The sequence below is a fragment of the Mesorhizobium sp. 131-2-1 genome, from assembly GCF_016756535.1.
GTDB lineage: Bacteria > Pseudomonadota > Alphaproteobacteria > Rhizobiales > Rhizobiaceae > Mesorhizobium.
Map to the genome: position 1 here is coordinate 1,865,138 of NZ_AP023247.1, position 23,657 is coordinate 1,888,794.

The 23,657-nt window shown below is 65.0% G+C and carries 20 protein-coding genes and 1 pseudogene; 7 read left to right on the forward strand and 14 right to left on the reverse strand.

What is annotated here, in order from left to right:
• Positions 1 to 50: 50 nt before the first annotated feature.
• Positions 51 to 168: pseudogene (locus tag JG743_RS09185) on the reverse strand (ClpX C4-type zinc finger protein); the annotation flags it as partial.
• A gap of 146 nt (positions 169 to 314) precedes the next feature.
• On the opposite strand from JG743_RS09185, the gene JG743_RS09190 reads away from it, so the two are divergent.
• The 3 genes from JG743_RS09190 to JG743_RS09200 all read left to right on the forward strand — a co-directional run bounded on the left by JG743_RS09190 (position 315) and on the right by JG743_RS09200 (position 3,887).
• Positions 315 to 1,865 carry a cation:proton antiporter gene (locus JG743_RS09190; RefSeq protein ID WP_202299754.1) on the forward strand — a complete coding sequence of 517 codons (1,551 nt, stop codon included), beginning with the start codon at positions 315 to 317 and terminating at the stop codon, positions 1,863 to 1,865.
• Positions 1,866 to 2,122: 257 nt separating this feature from the next.
• Positions 2,123 to 3,034 carry an endonuclease/exonuclease/phosphatase family protein gene (locus tag JG743_RS09195; protein ID WP_202299762.1) on the forward strand — a complete coding sequence of 304 codons (912 nt, stop codon included), beginning with the start codon at positions 2,123 to 2,125 and terminating at the stop codon, positions 3,032 to 3,034.
• A 7-nt stretch (positions 3,035 to 3,041) separates the two neighbouring features.
• Complete coding sequence (locus JG743_RS09200; RefSeq protein ID WP_202299764.1) at positions 3,042 to 3,887, forward strand: EamA family transporter; 846 nt, start codon at positions 3,042 to 3,044, stop codon at positions 3,885 to 3,887.
• A 10-nt stretch (positions 3,888 to 3,897) separates the two neighbouring features.
• Here JG743_RS09200 and JG743_RS09205 read toward each other — a convergent pair whose 3' ends face one another.
• From JG743_RS09205 to JG743_RS09265, 13 genes are all read right to left on the reverse strand, one after another.
• Positions 3,898 to 4,212 (reverse strand): Dabb family protein, encoded by a 315-nt coding sequence (locus JG743_RS09205; RefSeq protein ID WP_202299766.1) that lies wholly within the window; start codon positions 4,210 to 4,212, stop codon positions 3,898 to 3,900.
• A gap of 8 nt (positions 4,213 to 4,220) precedes the next feature.
• Complete coding sequence (locus JG743_RS09210) at positions 4,221 to 5,849, reverse strand: GMC family oxidoreductase (protein WP_202299768.1); 1,629 nt, start codon at positions 5,847 to 5,849, stop codon at positions 4,221 to 4,223.
• A 12-nt stretch (positions 5,850 to 5,861) separates the two neighbouring features.
• Positions 5,862 to 6,623, reverse strand: a complete 762-nt coding sequence (locus JG743_RS09215; protein ID WP_202299770.1) for a 3-ketoacyl-ACP reductase — start codon at positions 6,621 to 6,623, stop codon at positions 5,862 to 5,864.
• Positions 6,620 to 8,134: an FAD-dependent oxidoreductase gene (locus JG743_RS09220; protein WP_202299772.1), complete on the reverse strand. Its 1,515-nt coding sequence runs from the start codon at positions 8,132 to 8,134 to the stop codon at positions 6,620 to 6,622. Before JG743_RS09220 ends, JG743_RS09215 begins: the two co-directional genes overlap by 4 nt.
• 5 nt (positions 8,135 to 8,139) lie before the next feature.
• On the reverse strand, positions 8,140 to 9,255 hold the full coding sequence (locus tag JG743_RS09225) for an ABC transporter ATP-binding protein (RefSeq protein WP_202299774.1): 1,116 nt from the start codon (positions 9,253 to 9,255) through the stop codon (positions 8,140 to 8,142).
• 4 nt (positions 9,256 to 9,259) lie between these two features.
• A complete protein-coding gene (locus tag JG743_RS09230; protein ID WP_202299776.1) occupies positions 9,260 to 10,207 on the reverse strand; it encodes a carbohydrate ABC transporter permease in 948 nt (315 codons plus the stop codon).
• Entirely contained in the window at positions 10,204 to 11,163 is a 960-nt protein-coding gene (locus JG743_RS09235; protein ID WP_202299778.1) for a carbohydrate ABC transporter permease, read from the reverse strand. The genes JG743_RS09230 and JG743_RS09235 overlap by 4 nt, the downstream gene beginning before the upstream one ends.
• A 123-nt stretch (positions 11,164 to 11,286) precedes the next feature.
• Complete coding sequence (locus JG743_RS09240; RefSeq protein WP_202299780.1) at positions 11,287 to 12,540, reverse strand: ABC transporter substrate-binding protein; 1,254 nt, start codon at positions 12,538 to 12,540, stop codon at positions 11,287 to 11,289.
• A 60-nt stretch (positions 12,541 to 12,600) separates the two neighbouring features.
• Positions 12,601 to 14,112 (reverse strand): aldehyde dehydrogenase family protein, encoded by a 1,512-nt coding sequence (locus tag JG743_RS09245; protein ID WP_202299782.1) that lies wholly within the window; start codon positions 14,110 to 14,112, stop codon positions 12,601 to 12,603.
• Between the two features lie 23 nt (positions 14,113 to 14,135).
• Positions 14,136 to 14,912 carry an enoyl-CoA hydratase/isomerase family protein gene (locus tag JG743_RS09250; RefSeq protein ID WP_202299784.1) on the reverse strand — a complete coding sequence of 259 codons (777 nt, stop codon included), beginning with the start codon at positions 14,910 to 14,912 and terminating at the stop codon, positions 14,136 to 14,138.
• A complete protein-coding gene (locus JG743_RS09255; protein ID WP_202299786.1) occupies positions 14,905 to 16,506 on the reverse strand; it encodes an acyl CoA:acetate/3-ketoacid CoA transferase in 1,602 nt (533 codons plus the stop codon). Before JG743_RS09255 ends, JG743_RS09250 begins: the two co-directional genes overlap by 8 nt.
• Positions 16,503 to 17,519 carry a Gfo/Idh/MocA family protein gene (locus JG743_RS09260; protein ID WP_202299788.1) on the reverse strand — a complete coding sequence of 339 codons (1,017 nt, stop codon included), beginning with the start codon at positions 17,517 to 17,519 and terminating at the stop codon, positions 16,503 to 16,505. Before JG743_RS09260 ends, JG743_RS09255 begins: the two co-directional genes overlap by 4 nt.
• Positions 17,516 to 18,574 carry a LacI family DNA-binding transcriptional regulator gene (locus JG743_RS09265; protein WP_202299790.1) on the reverse strand — a complete coding sequence of 353 codons (1,059 nt, stop codon included), beginning with the start codon at positions 18,572 to 18,574 and terminating at the stop codon, positions 17,516 to 17,518. The genes JG743_RS09260 and JG743_RS09265 overlap by 4 nt, the downstream gene beginning before the upstream one ends.
• A gap of 238 nt (positions 18,575 to 18,812) precedes the next feature.
• Between JG743_RS09265 and JG743_RS09270 the strand changes: the two genes are divergently transcribed.
• The 4 genes from JG743_RS09270 (at position 18,813) to JG743_RS09285 (ending at position 23,534) form a co-directional block, all read left to right on the forward strand.
• On the forward strand, positions 18,813 to 19,967 hold the full coding sequence (locus JG743_RS09270; RefSeq protein WP_202299792.1) for a dihydrodipicolinate synthase family protein: 1,155 nt from the start codon (positions 18,813 to 18,815) through the stop codon (positions 19,965 to 19,967).
• A 99-nt stretch (positions 19,968 to 20,066) separates the two neighbouring features.
• Positions 20,067 to 21,152: a GDP-mannose 4,6-dehydratase gene (gene gmd / locus JG743_RS09275; protein WP_202299794.1), complete on the forward strand. Its 1,086-nt coding sequence runs from the start codon at positions 20,067 to 20,069 to the stop codon at positions 21,150 to 21,152.
• Positions 21,149 to 22,111 (forward strand): GDP-L-fucose synthase, encoded by a 963-nt coding sequence (gene fcl / locus JG743_RS09280; protein WP_274608524.1) that lies wholly within the window; start codon positions 21,149 to 21,151, stop codon positions 22,109 to 22,111. Before gmd ends, fcl begins: the two co-directional genes overlap by 4 nt.
• Positions 22,089 to 23,534: a hypothetical protein gene (locus JG743_RS09285; RefSeq protein WP_244673091.1), complete on the forward strand. Its 1,446-nt coding sequence runs from the start codon at positions 22,089 to 22,091 to the stop codon at positions 23,532 to 23,534. Before fcl ends, JG743_RS09285 begins: the two co-directional genes overlap by 23 nt.
• Positions 23,535 to 23,657 lie beyond the last annotated feature (123 nt).

A 23,657-nucleotide genomic window follows, 5' to 3' on the forward strand; every position in this document is an offset into this window, starting at 1 on the left:
CGTCAGGAATTGGCGATGCTGCTCAAGCCAGTCCGGGTTCTGGGTTGCGACGATCCTGACGCACAGCTGGACGCATTCATCGCAAATGAAAGCATCAGGACCTGCAATTATTTGCAGCACTTGCGATTGGGATTTTCCACAAAAGGAGCAACTCGGTTCCGGTGCCATAACGCAGTCCTTCAAACCTCTGCGGACAGGGTGTCGAAGTTAGGCCGTGATGCGATCCCGGGCATATGGCCAGGGGGCTTGAGTTTGATGGCCAATCGACCGCATCCTGCAACCCGCCCTCAATCCCGCCTCGGATGCAACAGGTCATGGCGCTGTTCGAACTTACCCTCGTCCTGCTTTTGATCGCCGTCGCGCTGACGGCGCTGTCGCGGCGGCTGGAGGTTCCTTATCCTTCCTTGCTGGCTTTGGCCGGGGTCGGGATCGCCTTCGTGCCTGGCGCGCCGACCATCGAGATCGATCCGGAACTGGCGCTTGCGCTGTTCATCGCGCCGGTGCTTCTCGATGCCGCCTATGACACCTCGCTGCGCGACCTGAAGCGCTACCGGCTGCCGCTGGCGCTGCTGGCGCTCGGCGCCGTCGTCTTCACCACCGTGGTCGTCGCTTTCGTCGGCTGGAAGATGGCCGGCTTGCCGATCGCGGCAGCGATCGCGCTCGGCGCCATCGTCGCGCCGCCGGACGCGGTGGCGGCGAGCGCCGTGCTCGGTCAGTTCAAGGTGCCGCACCGGATCACCGCCATCCTGCAGGGCGAGAGCCTGCTCAACGATGCAACCGCACTGCTGATCTACCGGATCGCGGTTTCGGCCGCCATCGGCTCGGTCATGCTGAAGGACGCGGTACCTGTCATCCTGTTGTCGACCGTCGGCAGCGTTGTCGCCGGCTATCTGTTCGGCCGCTTCTCGCTGCTGACGCTGACGCGGATCGAGGACGCGGCAAGCAGCACCGTGGTGCAGTTTGCCGGAACCTTCGCCGTCTGGATCATCGCCGACAAGCTCGGCCTTTCAGCCATCATCACCATCGTCGTCTATGCCATGACAATCGCACGCACCGGGCCGCGCCGGATGTCGGCACGGAGGCGCGTCAGCACCTATTCGGTCTGGGAATCGGCGGTGTTCGTTCTCAACGTGCTGGCGTTCGTGCTGATGGGCCTGCAGGCGCGGTCGATCGTCGGCAGGCTCTCGGGCGACGGGCAAGGCGAAGCATTTCTCTTCGCCGCAACGGTGCTGGTCGTCGTCATCGTAGCGCGCCTTGTCTGGGTGGCGAGCTACGTTGCGATCATCCGATGGTTTGCCCGCTTCGACAGCGAAGACAAAAGGCGAGGTTTGCCGACATTTCCCGGCGCCGTGCTCGTCGGCTGGTGCGGCATGCGGGGGCTAGTGACGCTGGTGGTGGCCATTGCGCTGCCGGCCGGCTTCCCCGGCCGCGACCCGATCGTGCTTGCCGCCTTCGCGGTCGTGCTCGGCACGCTGGTTCTGCAGGGCATGAGCTTGAAACCTCTGCTGCGCTGGCTCAACTTCGAACGGGATACGACGATAGACCGCGAGGTGGCTGAAGCACGCGTCGCCATCATGCAAACCGCGCTCGACGTGCTGAGCGGCAAGACCTCGACCGCGGCCGCCGCCGTGCGCGAGCAATATGAGGCGCAGCGCCGGATCGCCGAGAACCCTGAGGACGCCCAGGCGGCGACCGAATACGACCGGCTGCGCCTCTATGCCATCAAGCGCCAGCGCGACGCGCTGGAGGAGCTACGCAGCAACGGCACGATCGGCGACGAGGCCTATCACCGGCTGGAGGAGGAAATCGACTGGTCGGAACTGGCAGCGTCGCCGGCGGGGCGATTCCAGCCGCTGACCACCTAGGCCGTGCTGATATTCAGGTGAGGTCGGTCTGCAAACGGCGGCTTCCTGCGCTTCCGGTGCTCACGTACTTTGAGTACGCTCCGCTCCGGTTCTCGAAAGCCACCATTTTCGACTCGGCCTGACCTGAATCTCAACACAGCCTAATGCGCAGCCCGACGACGCTACGGCAGTTGGCCTACTGCTGGCGACGTTGCGGTCCATTGCAACACCATCACGGAACCGCTAGTGCCATCGCCGAAAGTTGAGCCGGGTAATCAATGAAGCTGGTCAGCTACAACATCCAGTACGGGTTCGGCGGCGACGGGCGCTACGATCTCGCGCGCGCCGCGCGCGTGGTTGCTGGCGCCGACATCATCGCCTTGCAGGAGGTGGAGCGGCACTGGCAGCGCACCAACGGGGACGACCAGCCGGAAATCCTGTCGCGGCTGCTGCCCGACTACCATTGGGTCTACGGTCCGGCTTTCGACATGGATGCCAGCGAGCAGCGCGACGGCCTCATCGTCAACCGTCGCAGGCAGTTCGGCACCATGGTGCTGTCGAAGCTGCCGATCGTCTGGTCGCGCCTGCACACGCTGCCGCTGCGGCGCACGCTGCGCCCGTTCAACACGCGCAACGCCGCGCTCGAATGCATGATCCGCACGCCGGCCGGGCCGGTGCGGGTCTTCTCGCTGCATCTCGCCCACATCGCCGCAGAGGAGCGGCTGGAGCAGATTGACTATCTGCTCGGAGAACACCGCCGGGCGCCGTCCGACGGCGGCCCTTGGAGCGGCGCCGATGATGAGCCGCAGCGCAACTGGAGCAATGGCGGGCCGGAGCCGGAAAGTCCGCCGGCGGCGATCTGGCTGGGCGACTTCAACATGGAGCCGGGCAGCCCCGAATACCGGCGCATCGTCGGCAGCACGCCCTACCATCGCGGCGCCGCCTATCTCGACGGTTTCGTCGACGCCGCCGCCGTTGCCGGCGAACCGGCCGCCGACTTCCACACCCATGAGAAGATCATCGACGGCAGGCTGGCAAAGCGCCGCCTCGACCACTGCTTCGTCGGCGGCATGCTGGCCACGCGGGTGCGCTCGGTCAGCGTGGACATTGGCGAAGTCGCCTCCGACCATTTTCCGCTGCGGGTCGATATCGACCTGGAAACACCTGGTCTCGCGTCCGGAGGCGGATGAGCCGGGCATGACGCTTTTCGTCTTCTTCGCGGTGCTTGCCGCCGCCGCCATGCACGCGATCTGGAACGCGCTGGTCAAGGTGCATCTCGACCGGTTCCTGTCGATTACGCTGATGACGCTCGGCATGGGTTTCGCCGCGCTGTTCGCGCTGCCTTTCGTCGAGGTGCCGAAGGCCGAGGTGTGGCCCTATATCGTCGCCTCGGTGATCTTCCACATGGGCTACCGGACCTTCCTGATCGGCGCCTACAAAGCCGGAGATTTCGCCCAGACCTATCCGCTGGCGCGCGGCACCGCCCCACTGCTCGCGGCCCTCGGCGGCATGATGGTGGTCCATGAGGTTCCCGCACCGCTCGCCATTGTCGGCATCCTGCTGTTGTCGGCCGGCACGCTGGTGATGTCGTTTCGCGGCGGCGTGCATCTGGAGCGGTTCAACCTGCGCGCCGTCGGCTTCGCATTGGGCACCTCGGTCTTCATCGCCAGTTACACGCTCTCCGACGGCAGCGGCGCGCGGCTGGCGGCTACCGCGCAGAGCTACGCGGCCTGGCTGTTCGTCTGCGATGCTCTGTGGGCCCTGGTGTTGTGCATAGTCTTCCGTGGGCCGCAGTCGCTGCCGGTGCTCGCGCGCGACTGGAAGGCGGGGCTGTTCACCGGCGTGCTCAGCGGCGCCGCCTACTGGATCGTCATGTGGGCGATGACGAAGGCGCCGATCGCCTCGGTCGCATCGCTGCGCGAGACCTCGATCCTGTTTGCCATGCTGATCTCGGTCTTCGCGCTGGGCGAGAAAATGACGGGCTGGCGGGGTGCTGCCGCGCTCAGCATCGTCGCCGGCGTTGTCGCGCTGCGCTTGGGGTAATCTTGGCCGGTTAGCCGAGAATTTCCAAATCGACCACCATCAGCCCGTCGGTGCCACCTTCAAGCGCGGCGACCAGCCGGGCGCCGGCGCGCTGATGCGCCTCGTGCACCAGATAGGCGTCGCGAGCGGCAGCATCGCGGAAGTCGATGGTGAAGCCGTGAGTGAGGCCGCGCGCGAAAGGTTCCGGGCTGACATTGGCGCTGAACTGGACCTTGTCCATACCGTCGATCGCCCAGCGCAGGGCTTCGAGATCGGCATGGATCGCGGCGCGCTCGGAGGCGTCGACGTCGTCGCGGAATCTCACAAAGACACAGTGCCGGATCATGGCGTCCCTCAAGCCGCGCGATTGGAGGAGAACACGGCCGGCGGCAGCGGCTCGCGGCCGAGGATCAGATCGGCGCCCTTTTCACCGACCATGATGGTCGGAGCATTGGTGTTGGAGGAGGGGACGCGCGGCATCACCGAGGCGTCGCAGACCCGCAAACCCTCGATGCCGCGCAGCCTGAGATCCGGCGTCACCACGGCCATATCGTCGTGGCCCATGCGGCAGGTGCCGACGGGATGATGGTCGGTCTTGGAGCTGCGACAGGCGTAGTCGAAGAGATCGTCGTCGCGCTGCAGGGAAGGGCCGGGCAGCACCTCGCGCAGGACGTATGGGGCTAGCGCCTTCTGCCGCATGATCTCGCGCGCCAGCCGCAGCCCCTTGATCGACATGTCGCGGTCGTAGGGGTCGGACCAGTAGTTCGGGTCGATCAGCGGATGGTCGGCCGGGTCGCCGCTCTTCAGCCGCACGGTGCCGCGCGAGCGCGGGCGCAGGAAAGCGGAATTCAGGGTGACGCCCGGGTTCTTCAGCTTCTCGACGCCTGCCTCGATGCCCGAGCCGAGGCCGAGATGGAACTGGATGTCAGGCGAGGCGGCCGTCGGGTCGGCGTACCAGAAGCCACCGGTCTCGAACAGGCTGGAGGCGACCGGCCCCTTCTTCAGCAGCAGATATTGCAGGCCGGCCCACATCGTTCGGTGCAGCTTGGCGTAGTTGTCGTAGGTGTGGTCGCCGGTGCATTCGGCGATGACGAACAGGTCAAGGTGGTCCTGCATGTTGGAGCCGACGCCGGGCAGGTCATGGACAGGCGTCACGCCGACCAACTTCAGATGATCGGCCGGGCCGATGCCCGACTGCATGAGCAGCTTCGGCGAGCCGATGGCGCCGGAAGAGACGATCACCTCGCGCTCGGCGCGCAGGATCGCAGGCTGACCGCCCGGCTTGTCGACCACCTCGACACCAACGGCGCGGCCCTTCTCGACGACGATGCGGGTGACCAGCACGTCGGTCCTCACCGTCAGGTTCTTGCGGGCGCGGATTGGCTTCAAATAGGCGACGGAAGCGGACGAGCGGCGCGCATCCTTCTGGGTGAGCTGGTAGTAGCCGACACCTTCCTGACTGTCGCCATTGAAGTCCGGATTGAAGGGGATGCCCATCTCCTGTCCGGCGCGGAAATAGGCTTCGCAGATCGGCAGCGGCGAGATCGGATTGGAGACGCCGAGCGGTCCCTGGTCGCCGTGGAAGTCGTTGGCGTAGCGCTGGTTGTTCTCGGCCCGCTTGAAATAAGGCAGCACGTCGCGATAGCCCCAGCCGGCGAGGCCTTCCTCCTTCTCCCAGGCGTCGTAGTCGCGCGCATTGCCGCGCGTGTAGATCTGGGCGTTGATGGAGGAGCCGCCGCCGACCACCTTGGCCTGCGTGTACCAGAAGACGCGATCCTTCATGTTCTTCTGCGGCACCGTCGACCAGCCCCAGGAAGCAATACCCTTGGTCATCTTGGCGAAGCCCGCCGGCATGTGGATCAGCGGATGCCAGTCCTTGCCGCCGGCCTCCAGCAGAAGGACCGAGTTGGACGGGTCCTCGCTCAGCCGGTTGGCCAGAACACAGCCGGCCGGGCCGGCGCCAACGATGATGTAGTCGGTCATGGCAGCACTCGCTTACAGTCGCGGCACGGACAGCGCGCCGTCGACATTGATGATCGAGCCGGTCGAAAAGCCGAGTTTGCCGCCGGCGAGACTTGCAACCACGGCGCCGATGTCGGCGGCTTCGCCCCAGCGCCGCGCCGGCACCAGCCCGCTTTCAATCAGCGCGTCGTATTTGGCGGAAACGCCCGCGGTCATGTCGGTGCGGATGATGCCCGGCCGCACCTCGAACACGCCGATGCCTTCGGCGGCGAGCCTGAGCGCCAGCGTCTTCACCCACATCGAAAGGCCGGCCTTGGAGATGCAATATTCGGATCGCTCGGGCGAGGCCATCTCGGCGCTGACCGAAGTGACGGTGATGATCGATTTCGGGTGCTCTCCGGGCGTGCCAAGCATGGCTTTGGCGACGGCCTGGGTGAGGAACACCGTGCCGCGCAGATTGATGTCCAGCGCGCGGTCGAAATTCTCCGGCTTCAGTTCCAGCAGATCGCCGCGCATAACGGCGCCGACGCCGGCGTTGTTGACCAGGCAATCGATGCGGCCGAAGGCGCTCTTCGCGGCTCGGACGAGGGCGGCGTGGCCGGCAAGATCGGCGATGTCGCAGCTTGCATAGGCGAACTTCGCGCCGCGCGCGGCGATGTTCCTGGCCAGCCCGTCGGCGGGCTTGTCGGCGAGGTCGGCGACGAGGATGTCGAAACCGGCATCAGCCAACGCCTCGGCTGAGGCGAGCCCGATGCCGCGCGCGCCGCCGGTGACGATGGCTGCGGGGCGGCTCATGCGGCGAGATCCGTCTTGCGAATGTGGTCGGCGACGCGCAGCGCTTGTGCTGCGATCGACAGCGCCGGGTTGACCGCGGCCGAGGTCGGCAGGAAGCCGCCATCGACGACGAACAGATTCTGGTGATCGAAGGCACGGCAGAAAGGATCGAGCGGCGCCAATGCCGGATCCTTGCCCATCCTGACCGTGCCGCACTGGTGCGAGGGCGTGCGCTTGTCGAATGGCCGCGACAGCACGATCGGATAGCCGCAGGCGCGGAAGTTCTCGCGCATCACCTTGGTCAGGCCGTCCAGCGACTGCATGTTGGAGCGCCGCCACTGCATGACGATGTCCTTGCCGTCGACCATGATGCGGCTCTCGGGATCGGGCAGGTCCTCGCACATCAGGTACCAGTCGACGGCGTGACCGGCCATGAAGTCGAGCGCGAATTTCGGCATCGTCTTCACATTGGCTTTCAGCATGTTGCCATCGATCTTGCCCAGGAGCTGCACGTTGCCGAGCGGCTTGCCGCCCTTGCCGTCCGACAGATAGTAGTCGTTGAGCATCAGCGTCTTCTGGTAGACGGCGTCGTTGCGGCGGCGCGGGTCGATCGCCAGCATGGCGCTGGAATTGTGGTTCATGAAATTGCGTCCGACCTGGTCGGAGCGGTTGGCGAGGCCTTTGCCGCCTGCCTTGGCATTGCCCGAGGGCGAGCGCAGCAGGATGACGGCGGAATTGACCGCTCCGGCCGACAGGATGACCAGCTTCGGCGAGAGCTTCTTTTGCGAGCCCTTCTGCGTGTAGTGGATGGCGGCAATGGACTTGCCGTCCGGCGTTGCCTCCAGATAGTCGACATGGGCGCCGGTCTCGAGCCGGATGTTCTTGTCCGCAAGGGCTGCTGCCAGCGGTCCGGTCTGGGCGTCGACCTTGCCCTGGCCAGTGTTGGGGAAGGCGTCCCAGCCCGTCTTGCCGTCCTTCAGCCAGGCTTCGATATCGACGCCGAGCGGCAGCGATGCCGGATGCAGGCCGAGCCCCTTCAACTCGGCGCGGGCGCGCGCGATCGAAGGCTCGTCGGGCACCGGCTTGAAGGCATAGGGGGTCGAGTGGAACGGCTCGGTCGGGTCTTCACCCAGTGTCCCGCGCACGCGAAAAAGCTGCTCGGTCTTCGAATACCACGGCTCGAACTCGTCATAGGAGAACGGCCATGCCGGCGAGACGCCGCCGAAATGCTCCATGGCGGAAAAGTCTTCCTTGCGGTAGCGGATCAGCACGGCGCCGTAGAATTTCGAATTGCCGCCGACATAGTAGTAGTTGCCGGGATTGAAGGCAGCGCCGCCGGCTTCGCGCCACATCTCCTTCGGCCGGTAGTGGCCGTTGACGAAGATGGCGCGGGTGTCACGCGTCTCGGGCGTCGCCGGCAGTGGCTCGCCGCGCTCCAGGATCAGGATGGAGGCGCCGCTGCCAGCCAGACCGGAGGCGATCGTGGCGCCGCCGATGCCGGAGCCGATGATGACGATATCCGGGTTTGCCATGGCCGTCAGAGAATGCGCTTCTCGGTCGCCGGATCGAAGAACACCGCTTTGGTCAGATTGAAGGCGAGCGGCGTCACCGTGCCAGGCTGGATCTTGGCGTCGGCGCGCAGCCGTGCCACCACCGCCTTGCCGCCGAGATTAGTGACGGCGAAGGTGTCGGAGCCGGCCGGCTCGATCACCTCGATATGGCAGTCGGCCGTGGCGATGTTGGAGGCGTTGCGTTCGGCGCCTTCCGGATCGGTCAGCGACTCCGGGCGGACGCCGAAGATGACCTGCTTGCCCTGGAAGGCCGAAAGGCCCGTCGGCGCGTTGCCGAGCGGCAGCGAGATCGGCTCGCGACCGTCGCGCTGCAGCACCACCGACAGCCCACTGCCATTGCCGCCGATCGTCGCCGGCACCAGGTTCATCGCCGGCGAGCCCATGAAGTCGGCGACGAAGATGTTGGTCGGGTTGTTGTAGATTTCGGCCGGCGTGCCGAACTGCTGCACCTCGCCATCGCGCATCACGGCAATCTTGGTGGCCAGCGTCATCGCCTCGATCTGGTCATGGGTGACGTAGACGATCGTCGTCCCGGTGTTGGCGTGCAGGCGCTTGATCTCGATGCGCATGTCGACGCGCAGCTTGGCGTCGAGGTTGGAGAGCGGCTCGTCGAACAGGAACAGCTTCGGGTCGCGCACCAGCGCCCGCCCCATGGCGACGCGCTGGCGCTGGCCGCCGGACAGCTGGCTCGGCTTGCGCTGCAGCAGGTGGCCGATCTGCAGCACCTTGGCCACCTTGTCGATCGCCTTCTGGCGCTCGTCGGCCGGCACGCCGCGCATCTCCATGCCGAAGGAGATGTTTCCGGCCACCGTCATGTTCGGATAGAGCGCGTAGCTCTGGAACACCATGGCGATGTCGCGCTTGGACGGGTGCAGATCGTTGATCGCCCTGCCGTCGACGCGGATCTCGCCCTCGGTGATGTTCTCCAGCCCGGCGATGGTGTTGAGCAGCGTGGACTTGCCGCAGCCGGACGGGCCGACCAGAACAAGGAAGCCGCCTTTTTCGAGCTCGACATTGATGCCCTTCAGGATCTCGACATTCCCGAAGCGCTTCTTCAGCCCATCAATTTCAAGAAAAGCCATCAGATTATCCTTTGACCGCACCGGCCATCAGTCCGCGCACGAAATAGCGGCCGGCGACGACGTAGACGAGAAGGGTGGGGAGGGCGGCGATCATCGCCGCCGCCATGTTGACGTTGTACTCGACGACGCCGGTCGAGGTGTTGACGACGTTGTTCAGCGCCACCGTCATCGGCATGACGTCGCCGGTGCCGGCATAGGCGGAAGCGAACAGGAAGTCGTTCCAGATGTTGGTGAACTGGTAGATCACGGTGACGACGAAGATCGGCATCGAGTTCGGCAGCATGATGCGGCGGAAGATCTGGAAGAAGGACGCGCCGTCGACCTGCGCTGCCTTGATCAGTTCGGTCGGAAAGGCCTCGTAGTAGTTGCGGAAGAACAGCGTGGTGAAGCCAAGGCCATAGACGACGTGGACGAAGACGAGGTTCACCGTCGAGTTGCCGAGGCCGAAATTGAATCCGGTCGCATTCTGCAGGGTGACGCCAAAGCGGCCGATGCTGCCGAGGATCGTCGCCATCGGCAGCAGCACCGACTGGAACGGGATGAAGCAGGCAAACAGCATCATCGCGAAGACCAGCGTGTGGCCGCGGAAGCGCCATTTGGTAAGCACGTAGCCGTTGAGGGCACCGAGCAGCGTCGAGATCAGCACAGCCGGAACCACCATCTTGATGGAGTTCCAGAAGTAGCCCTTGATGCCGGCGCAGGTGAGACCGACACAGGCCTCGCCCCAGGCCTTCCACCAGGGGTCGAAGGTCGGCGACTGGGGCAGTGCCAGCATATTGCCGTTCTGGATCTCGTCCATGGTCTTGAACGAGGTGACCAGCATGACGAAGAGCGGCATCAGGTAGAAGAGCGCGAAGAGCGCGAGCAGCCCGTAGATGACGATGCGGTTGACCGTCCTGGCGCTGATGCCGCTGCCGGTGGCCGGGCGTGCCGGTGAGGTGATGGCGCTCATCGCGGCTTCTCCCTGAGCTCGGAATAGAGATAAGGCACGATGATCGCGGTCAGCGTCATCAGCATGATCACGGCGCTGGCGGAGCCGACGGCCATTTCATTGCGCTTGAACGTGAACTCGTACATGAAGTTCGACGGCAGCCAGGCCGAGCCGCCCGGCCCGCCGCTGGTCAGCGCTACCACCAGGTCATAGGACTTGATGGCGAGGTGGGCGAGCACGATGAAGGCCGACAGGAACACCGGCCGCAGCAGTGGAATGACGATGCGGCGGTAAAGCTGGAAGGTGGTGGCGCCATCGATCTGCGCCGCCTTCATGATCTCGCCGTCGATGCCGCGCAAGCCCGCCAGGAACATCGCCATAATGAAGCCAGAGGCCTGCCAGACGCCGGCGATGACCACCGTGTAGATGACGAAATCCTTGTTCTTGATCCAGTCGAAATGGAAGCTCGTCCAGCCCCATTGATGCAGCGTCTGCTCGAGGCCGAGGCCGGGATCGAGGAACCATTTCCAGGCGACGCCGGTGACTATGAAGGACAGCGCCATCGGGTAGAGATAGATCGGGCGCAATACGCCTTCGCCGCGGATCTTCTGGTCGAGCAGGATGGCCAGGAACAGGCCGAGCGCCAGGCAGATGAAAATGTAGAGGAAGCCGAAAATGCCCATGTTGGTGATCGAGGTGTACCAACTCGACGGCGGGTCGCTCTCGAAGGTCCAGCGCCACAGCCGCTGATAGGCGCGCGGCCCGGTGATGGCGTAGGACGGGAAGGTCTTGGAATTGGTGAAGGACAGATAGATCGTCCACAGGATGAAGCCGTAGACGAAGACGATCGTCGCCGCGAAGCTCGGCGCCAGCACGATCTTCGGCAGCAGGTCCTGCAGCCGCGAGCGAACGGACGCGCCCGGGCGGGCGTCGTGCTCCGGTGTCGACTTGATGTTGGTTTCGGCAACTGTGCTCATCGGCTCGTCCAGTACCGGTTCGTCGGGGGCCGGCCGGCGCAACGCGCCAGCCCGGGCAACCCGGACCTTGCCTCGGTGAAAGTCTCCCCCACCCAGGGGCGGGGGAGATCAGTTTTCAGTCGCTTACTTGGCGTCGTCGATCGCCTTGACCAGTTCGGTCACGGCCTCGTCCGAGGTCTTGATCTGGCCATGGACGAACTTCGAGACGACGTCCTTGTAGGCGTTGGCAACGGCCGGAGGCGCGCCATAGCCCTGGGCCAGCGAGCCGAACAGCGTGCCGCCCTCGTTGGCGGCCTTCAGGTCGGCAATGCCCTTCTTGCCGCAAGCGTCGAAGTCGGTGTCAGGCACGTCGGTGCGGGCCGGAACCGAACCCTTGACGACGTTGAAGGCCGACTGGAAGCTCTTCGACAAGGTGGCGGTGGCAAGTGCCGCCTGGGCGGCCTTGCGGTCGTCCGGAACGTTGAACATGCCGAACATGTCGGAGTTGTAGATCACGCTGCCGTCGGTGCCCGGGAAGCGATAGCAGAGGAAGTCGGTGCCCGGGGTCTTCTTGGCGGCGTGGAACTCGCCCTTGGCCCAGTCGCCCATGACCTGAACCAGTGCGTCGCCCTTGATGACCATGGCGGTGGCGAGGTTCCAGTCGCGGCCCGAGAAGTTCGGGTCGACATAGGTGACCAGCTTGGCGAGGTTGTCGAACGACTTCTTCATCGTGTCGGACTTCAGCGATTCCTCGTCGAGGTCGTTGAAGGCCTTCTTGTAGAATTCCGGCCCGCCGGTCGACAGCACGACGGAGTCGAACATGGTGGCTTCCTGCCAGTTCTGGCCGCCGAGCGCGAGCGGGATGACGCCCGCCGCCTTGGCCTTGTCGAGCAGGGCGACGAAGTCGTCGAAGGTCTTCGGCTCGGTGCCGCCGATCTTGTCCATCACCGCCTTGTTGATCCACAGCCAGTTGACCGAGTGGACGTTGACCGGAGCCGCGACCCACTTGCCGTCATAGACCGAGAATTTCTGCAGGGCCGCCGGAACGGACTTGTCCCAGCCTTCCTTCTTGGCGGTCTCGGTCAGGTCGCCCATGACGCCGGCGGCGGCATAGTCGAGCACGGTGTAGCCGAGCATCTGCGAAGCGGTCGGATAGTTGCCGGCCGCGACCATCGCCTTCAGCGCGGTCATGGCGGCGTCGCCGCCGCCGCCGGCCACCGGCACGTCCTTCCAGGCATAGCCTTCCTTGGACAGATCCTCCTTGAGGACGTTCAGAGCAGCCGCTTCGCCGCCCGACGTCCACCAATGCAGCATCTGCACTTCCTTGACGTCGGCGGCATGCGCCGAAAACGCAAAGGTCGACGCAAGAGCCGTTCCGATAAGCAGTTTGCGCAACATGTAGTTCCTCCCTTGTTGCAATGCACACAACCGACGGATGCCCGCCGGGGTCTTCCCAACTCAGCCGACCCACCAACCGGTGCGCTGGCCGCGATGAAACTGGATTGTCTTTTCCTCTGTATAGTCCTCGACAGCGCGCTTGCCGAGTTCACGTCCAAGACCGGACTGTTTGTAGCCCCCGAACGGCAGCTCGGGGTAGCCTTCCATGAACGTGTTCACCCAAACAGTCCCCGAACGCACATTACGCGCCACCGACATGCAGGTGTCGATGCTGGCGCTCCACACACCTGCCGACAAACCATAGGGCGTGTTGTTGGCGATGTGCAACGCCCTTTCAATCGATTCAAAGGTGAGCACTGAAAGCACAGGCCCGAACACTTCCTCGCGTGCGATCGCCATGTCCTCGGTCACGCCGCGAATGATGGTCGGATCGAGATACTGGCCGGCATTGGAGGCGCGCTGGCCGCCGCCCGCAAAGACGGAGCCGCCGTCTCCGGCTGCCGCCGTTACATAGCCGGCTACCTTGGCCAGATGGTCGGTGGAAATCATCGCGCCGACCTTGGTGCGGTCGTCCAACGGATCGCCGACCGTCACCCTGGCGGTCAGCGCCTTGACGGCCGCGAGGAAGTCGTCGGCGATCGCCTCATGCACGATCAGCCGGCTGCCGGCATTGCAGCACTCGCCGGCGTTGAAGAAGCCGCCGAAGACGGCCGCATCGGCCGCCGCTTCGAGGTCGGCGTCGGGGAAGACGATCTGGCCGTTCTTGCCGCCGAGCTCCATCGACACCTTCTTCAGGGACTTCGAGGCGGCAGCCATCGTCATCTTGCCGACGCGGGTGGAGCCGGTGAAAGACACCATCTCGACCTGCGGATGGTTGACCATCGGCGCGCCGACATCGGCGCCGAGGCCGGCAAGGATGTTGACGACACCCGCCGGCAGGCCCGCTTCGAGCAGGATGTCGCCGAGCACGAAGGTCGAGGCCGAGGTCATCTCGCTCGGCTTCACCACCGCCGTGCAGCCGGCGGCGAGCGCGAAGGGCAGCTTCTGGCTGACGATCAGGAAGGGGAAATTCCACGGCGTGATGATCGAGACGACTCCGATCGGCTCGCGCAGCACCACGCCCAGCATCGCGTCGCCGAGATTGGCGTAGCTCTCGCCATGCAGCGTGCGGGCGAGCGAGGCGGCGTAGCGCCAGATGTCGACGGCGCCGCCGATCTCGCCGCGCGCCTGGGCGATCGGCTTGCCGGATTCCAGCGCGTCGAGCCTGGCGATCTCTTCCAGCCGGACCTCGATCAGGTCGGCCGCCTTGAGCAGGATGGCAGCGCGCTCGGCCGCCTTCATGCGCGGCCAGGGACCGGTCTCGAAAGCCTTGTGCGCGGCGGCCACCGCGGCCTCGACTTCTGCCTCACCGGCCTGCGCGTAGAGCGAGACGGCAAAGCCGTGGCCGGGGCTCCTGCGCTCCAGCATGCGGCCGTCGCGGGCTTCGACATGCCTGCCGTCGATCAGCAGCCGGTAGGTCTTCGGCGCGGAGGATGCCTCGGCAGGCATGGCGATGTTGAGAGGCGCGTTCATCGGCGATCGGTATCCATTCTGTCCTAGGATCGTGAAAACACTGGCTTCTGCTTGGCCTTGAAGGCGCCGACGCCGGCCTTCAGGTCGCCGGTCAGGGCGATGAAGCCGCTGGCAAGCGCTTCCGTGGCGGCGGCACTTTCCTCGCCTTCGGCGACCGCGATCATCAGCTTGGCGGCCTCGGTCGCGAGCGGCCCGCGTTCGGCGATTTTTTCTCCCCAGGCCTTGGCTTCGTCGAAAGCCTTGCCGGTCTCGGCCACGCGGTCGACGATTCCCAGGGCCAGAGCCTCCGAGGCGAGAAAGATCTCGCCGCCCAGCGCCATGCGCCGCACCGTCTGCGCGCCGAAGCGGCGCACGGCGCGCTGCGTGCCGGACCAGCCGGGAACGACGCCGATCGAGGTTTCGGGGAAGCCGAGCTTCACCTGCGTCTCCGCAATGCGGAAATCGCAGGCCACGGCCAGCTCCAGCCCGCCGCCCAGCGCATGGCCGGACAGCACCGCGATGGTCGGCTGCCTGAGCCGCGCCAGTCGGTCGAAGACACGGTGGCCGTAGCGCACCCACTGCACCTGGAAATCGGCGGCGCTCATGCCGCCCCAGGCCTCGACGTCGCCGCCGGCGCAAAAGCCCTTGCCTTCGCCACGGACGAGCACGACGCGGACACCGTCGGCCAATTCGGCCTCGTCGAGCGCCGTTTCGAGCGCCCGCAGCATCGGAATGTCGAGCGCGTTGAACTTTTCTGGCCGGCGCAGGGTGATGGTGCCGATGGCGCCGTCCTGCTCGAAGCTGACGAGACGCTCAGCCATGACCGCCTCCAAGCGAGGCGCCGCCGTTGAGCGACAGGCGGATCGGCCGATCCTGATAGAGCGCTTCCGGTGTCACCTTGAGGTCGTTGGCCACGCCGAGCGGAATGTCGGCCTGCGCCAGCACATCGCGTTCGAGGTCGATGCCGGGCGCAAGCTCGGTCACCATCAAGCCATCCGGTGTCAGCTTCATCACGCAGCGCTCGGTGACATAGGTGATGTCCTGCCCTTGCGCGACGGCGCGCTTGCCGGAGAAGGAGATGTGCTCGACCTCCTCGACGACCTTCTTGACCTTGCCCTCCTGGTCGATGCGGATGCCGCCATCGGCCAGCGACAGCTTGGCGCCGGCATTGAAGAAGCCGGAGAAGACGATCTTTTTGGCGCGCGCGGTGATGTCGACAAAGCCGCCGGCGCCGGCGGTGACATGCGGCCGCGCTGACAGCTTCGACACGTTGACCGAGCCGTGGCGGTCGATCTGCAGGAAGGAGAGCAGCGAGGCGTCGAAGCCGCCGGCCTGGAAGTAGATGAACTGGTGCGGCGAGGGCATGATCGCCTCGGCGTTGGAGGCGCAGCCGAACTTGAAGTCGAGCAGCGGCACGCCGCCGACCGCGCCCTGCTCGATCACCCAGGTGACCTTGCCGTGCTGGCCTTCCTCAAGGAGGATGCGCGGCACGTTGGCGGAGATGCCGAAGCCGATGTTGACGGCCATGCCGTCGCGCAACTCCATGGCGACGCGGCGGGCGATCACCTTCTGGACGTTCATCTCGGCGTTGCGGAAGGTCGAGAGCGGCCGGAAGATCTCGCCAGAAATCGCCGGGTCGTAAGGCGTCAATGTCGTCTGCAACTGGTCGGGCGCGACGACGATATGGTCGACGAGCACGCCAGGCACACGCACGTCATGCGGCTTCAGCGTGCCGTTCTCGACGACGCGTTTGACCTGAGCGATGACGACGCCGCCATTGTTACGGGCGGCAAGCGCCTGTTCCAGTCCGCCGAGATAGGCCCCCTCATGCTCATAGGTGAGGTTGCCGCGCTCGTCGGCGGTGGTGGCGCGGATGATCGAGACGTTGGGAACGATGGCGCGGAAATAGAGCCATTCCTCGCCGTCGAACTGCTGCACCGAAACGATCGGCTCGCTGGCCGCCGCGTTCATGGCGCAGCCCTGGTGGCGCGGGTCGGCGAAGGTGTCGAGGCCGACCTTGGTCAGCACGCCCGGCCGCTTGGCGGCCGCCTCGCGATGCATGTCGAAGAGGATGCCCGAGGGCACGTTGTAGGCGGCGACCGAATTGTCGCCGATCATCTTCCAGATCTGCGGCGGCTCGGCGGAGGAGGGGCCGGAAGGGTAGGAGCCGCACAGCGTGCGCTTCAACAGGCCGGGCTTTGCCAGATGGTCGATGCCCTTGATGCCGTACATGTCGCCGGCGGCGATCGGGTGCAGCGTGGTGATGTTCTTTGGATGGCCTTCCGCGTCGAATCGCTCGCCGATCGCCGCAAGCACGGCATCGGGGCAGCCGAGGCCGCTCGACGACGACACCGACACGACCATGCCGTCCTTGACCAGCGCGGCTGCTTGTGCCGCGGAAATGACCTTGCTCACGCCGCGCTCCCGAGTTTCGGATCGATGATGACGGCCTTGCCCGATCTTGCCGACTGCAAGGCCGCTTCCGCCGCGGCGAGCGACCAGACACCATCCTCGCCGGTGGCGGAAGGCTGGCCCTCGCCACGGATCGCGGCATGGAACTGGCGCAGCGACCGCGTGTAGAGGTCTTCGCGGTCGAAGCTCAGATCTTCGTCGCCGGCAGCGGTGCGCAGCAGGATCGAGCCGACCGGCTTCTGCGTCATCACATTGCAGGCGAAAAGGGAGCCTTCCGATCCGTGCACCTCGAAGCCGGTGCCGGCGAACCTGGTCGTGAAGCCTTCGTGCGACTGGGCAATGACGCCTGACTTGAAGCGCCAGATGCACATGGCGCCATCCTCAAGCCCGCCGCCGGCCATGCCGGCCGACTGCGTGAAGGCGGAAATCTCGACCGGATCGTCGCCCAGCACGAAGCGCAGCGTGTCGGCGTCATGCACCGTGATATCGAGCACCACGCCGCCGCCGGCTTCAGGCTTGGTGATGCGCCAGCCCTGCAGGTTTTCCGGCAGATAGACGGAATGGAAGACGCGCGCGGCGACCGGCCTGCCGATCCTGCCGGCGGCAATCGCGTCGCGCAGGGCGCGGTGCGCGCCGGCATTGCGCAGATGATGGTTGGTGCCGAGCACGATGCCGGCGGCCTTGGCGGCGGCGACCATCTCCCTGGCATCGGCGCTGGTCAGCGCCAGCGGCTTCTCGCACAGCACATGCTTGCCCGCCCTGATCGCGGCAAGCGCCTGTTCGAGATGCAGCTCGTTGGTGGTCGAGATGTAGACGGCGTCGATGCCGGCATTCAGCAAAGCGTCGAGCGTCGACACGCCGACCGGAATGCCGTTCTCGCCGGCATAGGTTTTGGCGCGCTCGGCGTTCGAGCTCATCACCGCAATGATCTCGCCATCGCCTTGCGCGCGAATGGCGTTGATCATGAATTGCTTGGCGATCGTGCTGGCGCCGATCAATCCCCATCTGACGCTCATGCGGCACCCCCGATCAGCGCATGGCGGTTGCCCGAGGACCGGTCGGGGCCGCTGCTTTCCCTGATGACCAGGTTGACGGCGCCGATATGGTCCTCGGCGCGCGTGGTGCGCGACTGGATCATCTTCAGCATGACATGGGCGGCGCGCTCGCCGAGGCCGGCCGTGTCGACGGCGACGCTGGTCAGCGCCGGCATATAGTGCTCGGCCTCGACGACGTCGTCGAAGCCGACAACGGCGAAATCCGCGCCTGGCTCCAGTCCGCGCTTGCGCAGCGCCAGCATGACGCCGAAGGCGACCGCGTCGTTGAAGCAGAGCGCGGCCGTCGGCGGCTCGGCTGTGGCAAGCGCGGTTTCCAGGCAAGCAATGCCGCCCTTGCGGTTGGTTTCGCCTTCGACAACCAACCTGTCGGCCGCGGCGATGCCGTGCGCATCGCAGGCCTCCAGAAAGCCGCCGAGGCGCTCATGATAGACGACGAGGTCGGACGAGCCGCCGAAGAAGGCCAGCCGGCGGTGCCCCTTGCCGATCAGATGGGCAGTGGCGAGGAAGGCGCCGCGATGATTGTCGGGCGCGATCACCGGGATACGGCTCTCGGGTAGACGACGCATGGCAAAGACCACGGGGACACCCGCCGCCTCGATGCGGCGGAAGGCGCCCGGCATGGTGCCGCGCGCCGGCGACACGATCAGTCCCGCGACCCCTTGCTCCATCAATGACTTCAGCACCTCCTCCTGGCGCACCGGATTCTCCGCCGTGTTGGCGATGAAAGGCACGATGCCGGCCGACTGGAAGACGCGCTCCATGCCGACCGCCAGCTCGGCGAAAAACGGATTGGTGAGGTCGTTGATGACCATGCCGATGACGTTGGAATGGGCCTTGCGCAAATTGGCGGCGCCGCGGTTGTAGACATAACCGACATCCTCGATCGCCTTGCGCACCTTGACCGCCGTCTCGGGCCGGATCAGCCCGCTGCCCTGCAGCACGAGCGATACCGTCGACTTGGACACGCCCGCCTCACGGGCGATGTCGAGTATCGTCGCCTTGGCCCGGCTGGCCATCCAGATCATTCCTCCCGGTTTGGTCAAATCTATTGGAACGTTCTAATCATGAGGCGCCGAAAGAGTCAATCGGGATTTCTGGAAAACCGAAAAGTCGATATTTTTCCACCTCAACGCCTTACCCGGCAAGGTCAACTGTGTTGCGGCGCAGCATTTTGGCGTGTCCATTGCAAAAATCGTAAAGCTTCTTGATTTATTGGAACGTTCCATTTATAGGCGCTGCGAAAGGGAGAGTTTCATGGACATCACCTTGCCCGAGGAGGGTGGCCGCCGCGCTCGCTATCGGCTTGTCGGCCAGCCGGGTCAGCCGGTTGTCGGCGCGCGGTTTTCGCGCATCGCCTATGCCGCCGCCCATGTCGTCGCCGATCCGCTTGCCATGACCGACCCGTGGTCGCGACCCGTCGTCGACTGGGACAGGACGATGGCGTTCCGCCATCATCTGTGGCGGCTCGGCTTCCGCATCGCCGAAGCGATGGACACCTCGCAGCGCGGCATGGGTTTCGACTGGACGAGTGCAAAGGAACTGATCCGCCGTTCGATCGCCGAGGCCGGCACCGTTGAAGGCGCCGATCTCGCTTCGGGCGCCGGCACCGACCATCTGGCGCCTTCCGACGCCAGCACGCTCGATGATGTGATCTCTGCCTATGAGGAGCAGTTCGGATTCATCGAAGGGCTGGGCGGCAAGGCGATCATGATGGCGAGCCGCGCGCTGGCGGCGGTGGCCAAGGGACCGGACGATTATGCCCGCGTCTACGACCGGCTTCTCTCGCAGGCATCCGGCAAGGTCATCCTGCACTGGCTGGGCGACATGTTCGATCCGGCCTTGAAGGGATATTGGGGCAGCGGCGATTTCGAGACGGCGCTCGACACGGTCGTCGCCATCATCGAGCGCCACGCCGGCAAGGTCGAGGGCATAAAGATATCGCTGCTCGACACCGGCAAGGAGATCGCGTTGCGGGACCGGCTGCCCGAGGGCGTCGTCATGTTCACCGGCGACGACTTCAACTATCCGGAGTTGATCGCCGGCGACGGCACAAAGCATTCACATGCGCTGCTCGGCATTTTCGATGCCATCGCGCCGGCCGCCAATGCGGCGCTGGCCAAGCTCGCCGATGGCGACCGCGCCGGCTATGACGCACTGATGGCGCCAACAGTCCCGCTGTCGCGCAAGATCTTCGAGGCGCCGACCGAATACTACAAGGCCGGCATCGTCTTCATGGCCTGGCTGAACGGCCACCAGGAGCATTTCGCGATGGTTGGCGGCATGCAGTCGGCGCGCGGCATCCTGCACTATGCCGATGTGTTCCGGCTGGCGGACCAGGCTGGATTGCTGGCCGATCCCGAGCTTGCGGTGGCCAGAATGAAGAGCCTCTGCGCCGTCGCGGGTATTTGACCACGACGCCCGATCGGTTCTGGTCGAAGACGGCAGATTTGCCTTGGCCGGATAAATCTGTTTTCCCTATTCGTCCCGAGGGGCGGGCGAAGACGGACAATGACGGGCAAAGTGGCGCTCATCACCGGTGTGACCGGTCAGGACGGGGCCTATCTGGCGCAATTGCTGCTTGAGAAGGGCTACATCGTCCATGGCGTCAAGCGACGCTCGTCCACGCCCAACACCGAGCGCATCGATGACATCGATGCCGACCCGCATGAGCGCGACGCGCGCTTCGTCCTGCACCATGGCGATCTGACCGACGCGGCCAGCCTGATCCGCCTCGTGCAGGAGGCGCGGCCGGCCGAGATCTACAATCTCGGCGCCCAGAGCCATGTCCAGGTGAGTTTCGAGAACCCGGAGTATACCGGCAATGCCAATGCGCTGGGGACGCTGCGGCTGCTGGAGGCGATCCGCATCCTCGGCCTCGAAAAGTCGGTGCGCTTCTATCAGGCCTCGACATCCGAGCTCTACGGCAAGGCGTCGGTGGCGCCGCAGACCGAAACCACGCCTTTCCGTCCGCGCTCGCCCTATGCGGCGGCCAAGCTCTACGCCTACTGGACGACGGTCAACTACCGCGAGGCCTACGGCATGTTCGCCGCCAACGGCATCCTGTTCAACCACGAGAGCCCGAAGCGCGGCGAGACCTTCGTCACCCGCAAGATCACGCGCGCCGTCGCCGCTATCCATCGCGGGCGGCAGGAAGTGCTCTATCTCGGCAACATCGACGCCAGGCGCGACTGGGGCCATGCGCGCGACTATGTCGAGGGCATGTGGCGCATCCTCCAGCATGACGAGCCCGACGATTTCGTGCTGGCGACGGGCGAGACGCATTCGGTGCGCGAATTCGTCGAACTTGCCTTCGCCGAGACGGGGCGCACCGTGCTCTGGCAAGGCCATGGCGCCGACGAAGTGGGTATCGATGCCGGTTCGGGCGCGGTCCTTGTGCGCATCGACCCAGTTTATTTCCGGCCAACCGAGGTTGACCTCCTGGTCGGCGATGCGTCCAAGGCGAGAGCCGTGCTGGGCTGGTCGCACAGGACCGGCTTCAGGGATCTGGTGGCGGAAATGGTGCAGGCCGACCTGGCGGATTTTGACGATGCAGCCATGGCAAGGCGGACGTTCCGCCCGGGGATGGACCGATGACTTTCGACCTGAAGGGCAAACGGGTCTTCGTCGCCGGGCATCGCGGCATGGTCGGCTCGGCGGTCGTGCGCCGGCTGGCAGGCGAGGATTGCGAGATCCTGACGGTCGCGCGCAGCGAGCTCGACCTTCTCGACCAGGCCGGCGTGCGGCGCTGGATGGCCGAGCACCGGCCGGACGCCGTGGTGATGGCCGCCGCGAAAGTCGGCGGCATCCTGGCCAACGACACGCTTCCTGTCGACTTTCTCCACGAAAACCTGGTCGTGCAGACCAATGTCATGGAGAGCGCCTTCCGCTGCGAGGTGCGGAAGCTCCTGTTTCTCGGCTCGTCCTGCATCTATCCGAAGCTCGCGCCGCAGCCGATCCCGGAAGACGCGCTGCTGACCGGTCCGCTCGAACCCACCAATGAGTGGTATGCGGTCGCGAAGATCGCCGGGCTGAAACTCTGCCAGGCCTACCGGCGGCAGTATTGCGTGGACTACATCTCCGCCATGCCGACCAACCTCTATGGTCCGGGCGACAATTTCGACCTCACCAGCAGCCATGTCGTGCCGGCCCTGATGCGCAAGGCGCATGAGGTCAAGCGTGCCGGCGAGAAGACGCTAAAGGTCTGGGGATCGGGCAGGCCGATGCGCGAGTTCCTGCATGTCGATGACGCCGCCGATGCGCTGGTCTGGCTGCTGAAGAACTATTCCGGCGACGGCCACGTCAATGTCGGCTCGGGAGAAGACATCAGCATTGGGGAGCTTGCCAGCACGATCCTGTCCGTGGTCGGCGTCGAAGCCACGGTCACCTTCGACGCGACGAAACCGGACGGTACGCCGCGCAAGCTGATGGACGTGTCGCGCCTGTTTGCCACGGGCTGGCATCCGCGCTACTCGCTTCGCGATGGATTGGAACAGACCTATGCGTGGTTTCTCCAGCATGTCGAGAAAGGCGATGTCCGCCTCGGCGTGGGCTGAGCCGCAATCGAAGCTGATTGCCGCGACGCGAAGGGACGGCCTGGGCAGCCGCCTTCTGGCAATGGCCAATGCAAAGTCGGTCGCGGACGCGTTCGGCTACCGCTTCGGCTTCACCTGGAACCGGAGAGCCGTTTCGGACAAGACCTTCCACGTCGTCGACGTCGTCGACAAGATCTTCTCCGCCGAGTTCATCGAGAAGCACTGGTTGGGGGCTCGGATCAGAGAATCCGATTTCGATGTTCTGGATGCAGCCGCCCTCAAGCAATTCGGTCTTGATCAGGGCGCGCGGCAAAGACATTCGCGTGGCTGGATCTGCGACGATTTTCGCATTCTGGATCCTTTTCGCGGCGACGAAGCCGGGCTCTTCGACACATCCCGGGCGCTGCTCGGCTTCGGCTTCTCGGACAATGTGAGGCAGGCGATCGACGCAGCCGCCCGCAATCGATTTCCTCGCCCCATGGCCGCGTTGCATCTGCGCAGCGGCGATATTGTCCGAGGCAAATACCGCACGCGGCTGGTCTTCGGTCGCAAGGTCATCCCGTCGACACTGGCCAGGGCGATCGTGTCGGAATTGTCCTCGATGGGCCTCGCGACCCTGCTGATCGGAGAGGATCGCGCCACGCTCGACTATCTGAAGGCCGAAACCGGAGCGTCCCTGGCGGACGACTTCGGAGCCGGCGCGTTCGAGGACCGGACGCTGAGGGCATTCTTCGAAATGGCGCTGATGGCGCGATGCCAACGGATCTACGCGGGCAGCAGCATCTTTGCATCGATAGCGTCGCTGATGGGCGGTATCCCCTTGGTCGAGACGAAGACGCTGTTTGACAGGTCCCGGGCCGCGGAAATCATCCTGGACGAGTTGAAGGGCCACCAGGCGGACTACCATCCGCTTGAGGCCGCCTTCGGCTATCAAGCGGCCTTCTTGAACCTGGAAGACCGGATCGACCCCGCGCGGGCGCGCGACATCCTCGGGAAGGCTCGCGGTCTTGATCCGGACAACGACGTCTATGCGCTGAAGATGGCCTCGGCCTGCTTTCGCGAGCATGACTATTCCTCGGGTGAGGCAATCCTGAGATCATTGATGACAACGCAATTTCGGGCGCGGCCACAAATCCCATTGCCGATGATGAAAGTCCTCGGAGACGAGGCTTCAGGCGGCTTTGTCCTGGCAAGAGACTTCGAATTCTTCCTCGCAGCGGCGAACGCCGGCCATCCCTGCGCAGCGGCGTGCTCGGCCTGGATCCGCCAGCAGGTTTCGGCCGAAATGAAGCCGGCGCTGGCGCTGGCGCGGCTCTCGGTGAGCGCGGAGCCGGCAAATCGGATGTTCAGGAAAATCGAACGCCGGATAAGGCGGGGCAGGAAACCAAAAGCCGGGCGGCTGGCGAAATTGAGGTGGCGGCTTGCCGGGCTGACGCGTTTCTAGGGCAGGTCAGCGTTTCATGGAATCGCTGACCCGCCCTCAGTATCTGTTTTGACGCAATTGCGGACCTGGCGGCGGACCTTCCGCCCGCCTCGAGAAAGGTTTCCGCAGAAATTTTCCGATTCG